Annotated in this window: 7 protein-coding genes; 3 read left to right on the top strand and 4 right to left on the bottom strand. The window is 72.5% G+C overall.

Annotated features, from left to right (window positions below; translation table 11 throughout):
• Positions 1–45: 45 nt before the first annotated feature.
• The 3 genes from Mterra_RS18095 to Mterra_RS18085 all read right to left on the bottom strand — a co-directional run bounded on the left by Mterra_RS18095 (position 46) and on the right by Mterra_RS18085 (position 2,300).
• The gene (locus tag Mterra_RS18095; RefSeq protein WP_119316419.1) at positions 46–885 is read right to left on the bottom strand and encodes an Eco57I restriction-modification methylase domain-containing protein; all 840 of its coding nucleotides are present in this window, start codon (positions 883–885) and stop codon (positions 46–48) included.
• Between the two features lie 223 nt (positions 886–1,108).
• Complete coding sequence (locus tag Mterra_RS18090) at positions 1,109–1,756, bottom strand: anti-sigma factor (protein WP_119316418.1); 648 nt, start codon at positions 1,754–1,756, stop codon at positions 1,109–1,111.
• Positions 1,746–2,300 (bottom strand): sigma-70 family RNA polymerase sigma factor, encoded by a 555-nt coding sequence (locus Mterra_RS18085; protein WP_119316417.1) that lies wholly within the window; start codon positions 2,298–2,300, stop codon positions 1,746–1,748. Before Mterra_RS18085 ends, Mterra_RS18090 begins: the two co-directional genes overlap by 11 nt.
• 296 nt (positions 2,301–2,596) lie before the next feature.
• Here Mterra_RS18085 and pxpB point away from each other — a divergent pair, with 296 nt between their 5' ends.
• Positions 2,597–4,090, top strand: a complete 1,494-nt coding sequence (pxpB, locus tag Mterra_RS18080) for a 5-oxoprolinase subunit PxpB (protein ID WP_119316416.1) — start codon at positions 2,597–2,599, stop codon at positions 4,088–4,090.
• Positions 4,091–4,245: 155 nt separating this feature from the next.
• Here the strand turns inward: pxpB and Mterra_RS18075 are convergent, their stop codons facing one another.
• A complete protein-coding gene (locus Mterra_RS18075) occupies positions 4,246–4,998 on the bottom strand; it encodes a LamB/YcsF family protein (protein ID WP_119316415.1) in 753 nt (250 codons plus the stop codon).
• A gap of 57 nt (positions 4,999–5,055) precedes the next feature.
• On the opposite strand from Mterra_RS18075, the gene Mterra_RS18070 reads away from it, so the two are divergent.
• Both Mterra_RS18070 and Mterra_RS18065 read left to right on the top strand, forming a co-directional pair.
• Positions 5,056–5,577, top strand: a complete 522-nt coding sequence (locus tag Mterra_RS18070; protein ID WP_119316414.1) for a redoxin domain-containing protein — start codon at positions 5,056–5,058, stop codon at positions 5,575–5,577.
• A 4-nt stretch (positions 5,578–5,581) separates the two neighbouring features.
• A partial coding sequence (locus tag Mterra_RS18065) for a hypothetical protein (protein WP_147372926.1) occupies positions 5,582–5,810 on the top strand: 229 nt, incomplete at its 3' end.

Here is a 5,810-nt window from a genome sequence, read left to right as displayed (position 1 = left end):
GGCTCCAGCAGCGGGCGCTGGCGCGGGTGTACGGTTTGTGACGAATTACAACGCCGCGAGGGTCGCCCGGGCGATGACGGTGACGGCGGGGTAGGCGCTCACGGCGCGCTGGAAGGGCTGCTCGCCCTTGAGGTCGGCGTAGCGCTCGAGGCGGTAGCCCTCGGCGATCAGGCGGCGCAGGGGCTGGCCGTAGCGGTTCTTCATCCAGCGGTCGGTGCAGAGGTAGGCCAGGCGGCCCCCCGGGGCCAGCAGCCGCAGGCCCCGCTCGAAGAAGGGCACGTAGAGGTCGGCGCGGTGGCGGAAGGTGGGGTAGCGGCGGCGGTACTCCGCCAGCAGCGCCGGCGGGACGCGCTCGAGCCGCAGGTAGGGCGGATTCCCGACCACGTGGGTAAAACCCGCCCCGCCGCGCGCCGGGGAGCCGTTCCCGTCGAAATCGGCCAGCAGAAAATCGCCCTGAACCAGCCAGGTGTGAGCCAGATGAGCGGCGAGCCGCCGAGTTATCCCCAATTTCGCGAGCCTGTTAATAACTTTGTGGATAACTTGCCCGTGGCTCTCGCGGTGAAGCTCCACCCCGCGCAGGCAATCCTCGAGCCCGTCAGCGTTTCGGGCGTTCCCCCCGCGGTCGAAGTGCGCCTCGAGCAGCCGCTCGAGCGCCTCGAGCAAGAACTCCCCCCCGCCGAAGCAGGGCTCGAGCAGCCGGAAGCCGCGGAGGTCGTGCTCAGGCGTGTAGCCCAGCCAGTCGAGCATCCGCCGCACCACCTCGGGCCGGGTGAACACCGCCCCCCGGTCCTCCGCCCCCGCCCGCGAGAGCCCCTCGAGGGCTTCCCGCACCTCCGGCCGGACGAGCGTCAGCGCGTCTCGAGGGGGGCGCTCGGCATAATCCATGGCCTGAATCTTATCAAGGCGGTGCGTGGGAAGCGGTCAGCGATAAGCCGTCAGCTTTCAGCGGTCAGCCGTCAGCCTGGGGCTCGTGGGGGATATCCCCCCTAGCCCCCCTTGTTAAGGGGGGTAAAAAGGGGCGTTTTGCGTACGGCGTACGGCGTACGGCGTACGACCCGCGTCTAGCGTCTGGCGTTTAGCTATCGGCTATCCGCTATCGACCATCGACCTAATCCCTCGGCAACGCCCGGATCTCGTGCGGGAACGGGCTCCCGCCCTCCGGTTCCTCGGTGACGTGGACCTCCTGGAAGCCCGGGGGCATGGTGAACTCGACGAACTTGCCCTCGAAGGTGGGGAGGGCCACGTGGTCGGCCTGGTTGACGCCCCATAGCTGGTAGGTCTTGCCGGGGGGCGGCGGGGGGAGATCGACATAGACCAGCGTGCGGCCGTCGGGGCGGTAGATGGCGCGGCCTACGGCCTTGCCGTTCTCGTCCACCAGGGTCTCGACGCGCGCTTTCGGGTCGGTGAAGGCCTGGACCCAGGGCCACCAGCGGTACGCCCAGCCCCCGCCCCACGCGAGGGCGGCCAGCAACAGCACCGCAGCGGCCTGGGCCAGGACGCGGGGCCAGGGGGAACGCTTCGGCCCAGGCGGTGGGGCGCGGCGGATGCGCCCCATCACCCTGGCCTTGAGCTCGCCCCTGGGCGCGACCGGGGGCACGCCCTGGCTGAGGTCGGCGGCGGTCTCGAGCAGCGCCCGGAGCTCGGCCTGGAGCTCGGGGTGGCGCTCGAGCACTTCCTCCACCGCCTGTCGCTCGGCCTCGGGCAGGGCGTCGAGCGCGTAGAGCGGGAGGAGTTCGCGCAGCTCCTCAGGCTTCACGCAGCACCTCCCGCAGCTTGGCTAAGGCCCGCCCCACGCGGGCCTTTAGGGTTCCCAGGGGCCAGCCCAGGGCCTTGGCGGCCTCGGGGTAGGTCAGGCCCCGGAAGTGCAGCGCCTCGATCACCCGGCGCTCGTCCGGGCTCAGGGTTTGCAGGGCCCGCTGGACGCGCACGCGGTCCAGGGCGGCCCCTTCGTCGAGGCCGGGCCCCGGCAGGTCGAAGGCCTCTTCCTCCTCCGGGGACGGCTCGAGCCCCCGCGGGCGGCTGGCCTCACGCCGCACCCGGTCCACGCAGTAGTGGTGCCCCACCGCCAGGATCCAGCTCCGGCCCGTGGCCCTGCGGCCGTCGAAGCTGCCCGCGCGGCTCCAGATGCGGTAGAAGATCTCCTGCACGCAGTCCTCCCGGGCGTCGCGGTCGAAGCCCATGCGCTGGGCCAGCCCCAGCATGGCCGAGGCGTAGCGGTCGTAGAGGGCCTCGAGGGCCTTCTCCTCCCCCCGGGCCACCAGCGCCAGCAGGGCCTCGTCGGGAAAGCCGTCCCAGTCCATTGGGCCCTATCGTACTGTACGCACTTTGGCGCTTTGTCGGACGGGGGAGAAAGGGCGATGGCCGGGCGCGGGAAAGCGTTGATAGCCGGTAGCTGAACGCCGGGCGTGGGTCGTGCGTCGTACGTCGTACGTGGTACGCAAAACGCGAAACGCAAGACGCGAGACGCCTTGTCACCCCCTTGGCAAGGGGGGCTGGGGGGGATATTCCTTCCCCGGCGCCGGGGAGGGGTTTACCAGGAGCCACTAGCCTTCCGGTGACGGCTGACCGCTGACGGCTGATAATAAAACAACCCCCCATGCCCGGCTTTTACCTTCCCTTCGCCCAGAAACCCGACCCTGCTGCCAACGCGCGGCTGCAGGCGCTGGCTCGAGCCCTCCTGAACGACCCCTTGCCGGGCGTGAGCGACGTGGTGCCGGGGTACGTCAACCTTTACGTCGAGTACGGCGATGGCTCGGCGGAGGCGGCGGTGCGGGCGTGGGTCGAGCGGCACGCGGGGGCGGTGCTCGAGCCCGCCCCTTCCCGCCGGGTCGAGGTCGGGGTGCGCTACGACGGGGAGGACCTCGAGGAGGTGGCGCGGCGCACGGGCCTGAGCGTGGCCGAGGTCGTCGAACTGCACAGCCGGGCGACGTATCACGTCTACGCGCTGGGCTTCACGCCGGGCTTCGCCTTCATGGGCGACGTGGACGAACGGCTGCGGCTGCCGCGCCGCGCGGCCCCGCGCAAGCAGGTCCCGGCGCACCGGGTGGCGATGGCGGCGGGCCAGACCGGCGTCTACCCGCTCCCCTCCCCGGGCGGGTGGCACCTGCTGGGCACGGCGCTCGAGGCCGTCTACGACCCCCGCCGCGCCGAGCCCTTCCGGCTGCAGCCCGGCGACCGGGTGCGCTTCCGCCCCGCCGACGGGCCCACCCCTCCCGTGCCGGAGCGGCTCGAGCTGCTGCCCCCCGAGCCCCGCCACCCCCTGTTGCGCGTGGAGGAGCCCGGCCTGCTGGACCTGGTCGTGGACGCCGGGCGCTTCCGGGCCGGGCGCTTCGGCCTGGCCCGCTCCGGGCCGCTCGACCCCCGCTCGGCCCGCCTCGCCAACGCCCTGGTGGGCAACCCGCCCGGCACGCCCTTGCTCGAGCTCAACCTCACCGGGCCGGTGTTCAGCGTGCTGCGGCCCGCGGTGCTGGCCCTGGCGGGGTACGGGGTGGAAGCCGTGCTCGACGGCGAGGCCGTGCCCTCGGGCCAGAGCTTCGCGGTGCGCCCGGGGCAGACTTTGCGCTTTCGCCCCACGCCCCAAGGGGTGCGGGCCTACCTGGCGGCGGCGGGCGGGCTCGAGTCGGGCCGCTTCCTGGGCAGCGCCTCGGTAGACCTGCGCGGCCTCGTCGGGCGGGCCCTTCGGGCCGGCGACGTGCTGGGGGTGGCCGAGCCTCGAGCCGTGCGCCCCGGCTTCCGCCACCCCCAGCCCGAACTCCCGCCCCGGCCGCGCGTCCGCCTCCTCCCGGGTCCGCAGTTCAGCCGGGAAGCCCTCGAGGCGCTGTGCGCGCGGGCGCTCGAGGTCGGCACCGCCGACCGCATGGGCATGCGCTTGGCCGCCCGCCACGAGGTCCCGGGCGGCGAGGTGGTCTCGGAAGCCACCCCCCTGGGCGCCGTCCAGGTCCCCCCGGGCGGCCAACCCATCGTCCTCCTCAACGACCGCGGCACCCTCGGCGGCTACGCCAAGCCCGCCCTAGTCCACCCCGCCGACCTCCCCCACCTCGCCCAGCTCCGACCAGGGCAACAGCTAAGGTTCGTGAGCCGGGAGCGATGAGCCGTCAGCGGTCAGCTTGTGGCTCGTGAAGGGTATCCCCCCCAGCCCCCCTTGCCAAGGGGGTGACAAGGCGTCTCGCGTCTTGCGTTTCGCGTTTTGCGTACCACGTACGACCCGCGCCCGGCCATCGGCTACCGACCATCGACCATCGGCACTTAGAACGCCACCAACCGGACCCCCTCCGCCTCGAGCGCCTCCCGCACCGCCCGGGCGATCTGCACCGCGTTGGGGTTGTCGCCGTGGACGCACAGGGTTTGCGGGCGCATCTCGACCCAGCCGCCGTCCACCGCCTCGACGCGGCCGTGCAGCGCCATCGCCACGGCGCGGCGAGCGGCTTCGTGGGGGTCGTGGACGACGGCCCCGGGCTGCCCGCGGGCGGCCAGGCGCCCGTCGCGGGTGTAGCCGCGCTCGGGGAAGGCTTCGGCGACGGCGCGCAGGCCCGCCTCGAGGGCCCCGGCCTCGAGCGGCGTCCCCGGCAGCACCACCAGCGGGAGGGCGAGGTCGAAGTCGCGCACGGCCTGGGCGATGGCGCGGGCGGTCTCGAGGTCGCGGGCGGCGCGGTTGTAGAGCGCGCCGTGGGCCTTGACGTGGTGCAAGGGCAAGCCGGCTGCCCGCAGAAAAGCCGATACCGCCCCGATCTGGTAGAGCACGTCGGCGTAGACCTCCTCGGGGGCGGCGGCGAGGTCACGCCGCCCGAAGCCCACCCGGTCGGGGAAGCCGGGGTGGGCCCCCACGGCGAGGCCGTGCCGGTGGGCCAGCTTCACCGAGCGCTCGATGGTGAGGGGGTCGCCCGCGTGGAAGCCGCAGGCCAGGTTGACCGAGGTCAGCAGGCCGAACAGCGCCGCGTCGTGGCCTAAGCTCCACACCCCGTAGGACTCGCCCGCGTCGGCGTTGAGGTCGAGGGTCATGGCCCAAGCCTATCCCAAAGCGCCGGGGCCTGCGTACGGGCGGGCAGGAGGCGGCGTATGGGAAAGCGGGTGCTGGGGTTGCTGGCGGTGTTGGGGTTGCTGGCGTGGGTCATGGCCCAGCGGGTGGGCAGCGCGGCCCCGCCCATCGCGGCGGGCGGGGAGTGGTTCAACACCGCCCCCACCTCCCTCGAGGCCCTGCGCGGGCAGGTGGTGCTGCTCAATTTTTGGACCTTCGGCTGCTACAACTGCGACAACAGCCTCCCCACCCTGCGCGACTACTACGCCAAGTACAAAGAGCGGGGGCTCGAGATCGTGGGGGTGCACACCCCCGAGTTCGACTACGAGAAAGACGCCGCCAAGTTGCGTGCGGCCATCGCCCAAAAGGGGATCACCTGGCCCGTGGTGCAGGACAACGCCTACCGCACCTGGCGGGCCTACGGCAACCGCTACTGGCCGGCCTTTTACCTCATCGATAAGCAAGGCACCGTGCGCTATGTTCACGCCGGGGAGATCTCCGGCCGTTATCCTAAGGGCATCGCGGCGCTCGAGGCACAGCTCGAGAAGCTGCTGGCGGAGTGAGGGCATGCTACGACGGGCCGGCAAACTGGGATGGGCGGTGCTGCTGGGCCTGAGCCTGGCGGCCTCGGCCCCGGCGGGCCTGGCCCACGCCCAGCCGGGCGGCGTGGCGGCGGTGCGCCTCGAGGTGCGCGTCCCCAAGGAATACGTGCTGCACGTGCGCACCAGCATCGGCCTCGCCCACCCCTTCCAGGCGGGCCTGAAGCTCGCCCGCAGCCCCCGGGGCACCCCCTGGC

Origin of the sequence: Calidithermus terrae (assembly GCF_003574345.1) — a bacterium.
In the GTDB taxonomy this organism is placed as follows: Bacteria; Deinococcota; Deinococci; order Deinococcales; family Thermaceae; genus Calidithermus; species Calidithermus chliarophilus.
The sequence above is the reverse complement of the archived record's forward strand: the minus strand, read 5'-3'. Positions and strand labels throughout refer to the sequence as shown.

Coding starts and splice junctions, on each gene's coding strand:
- Mterra_RS18095 (WP_119316419.1), bottom strand. CDS start 885: ATGGATTATGCCGAGCGCCCCCCTCGAGACGCGCTGACGCTCGTCCGG.
- Mterra_RS18085 (WP_119316417.1), bottom strand. CDS start 2,300: ATGGACTGGGACGGCTTTCCCGACGAGGCCCTGCTGGCGCTGGTGGCC.
- pxpB (WP_119316416.1), top strand. CDS start 2,597: ATGCCCGGCTTTTACCTTCCCTTCGCCCAGAAACCCGACCCTGCTGCC.
- Mterra_RS18075 (WP_119316415.1), bottom strand. CDS start 4,998: ATGACCCTCGACCTCAACGCCGACGCGGGCGAGTCCTACGGGGTGTGG.
- Mterra_RS18070 (WP_119316414.1), top strand. CDS start 5,056: ATGGGAAAGCGGGTGCTGGGGTTGCTGGCGGTGTTGGGGTTGCTGGCG.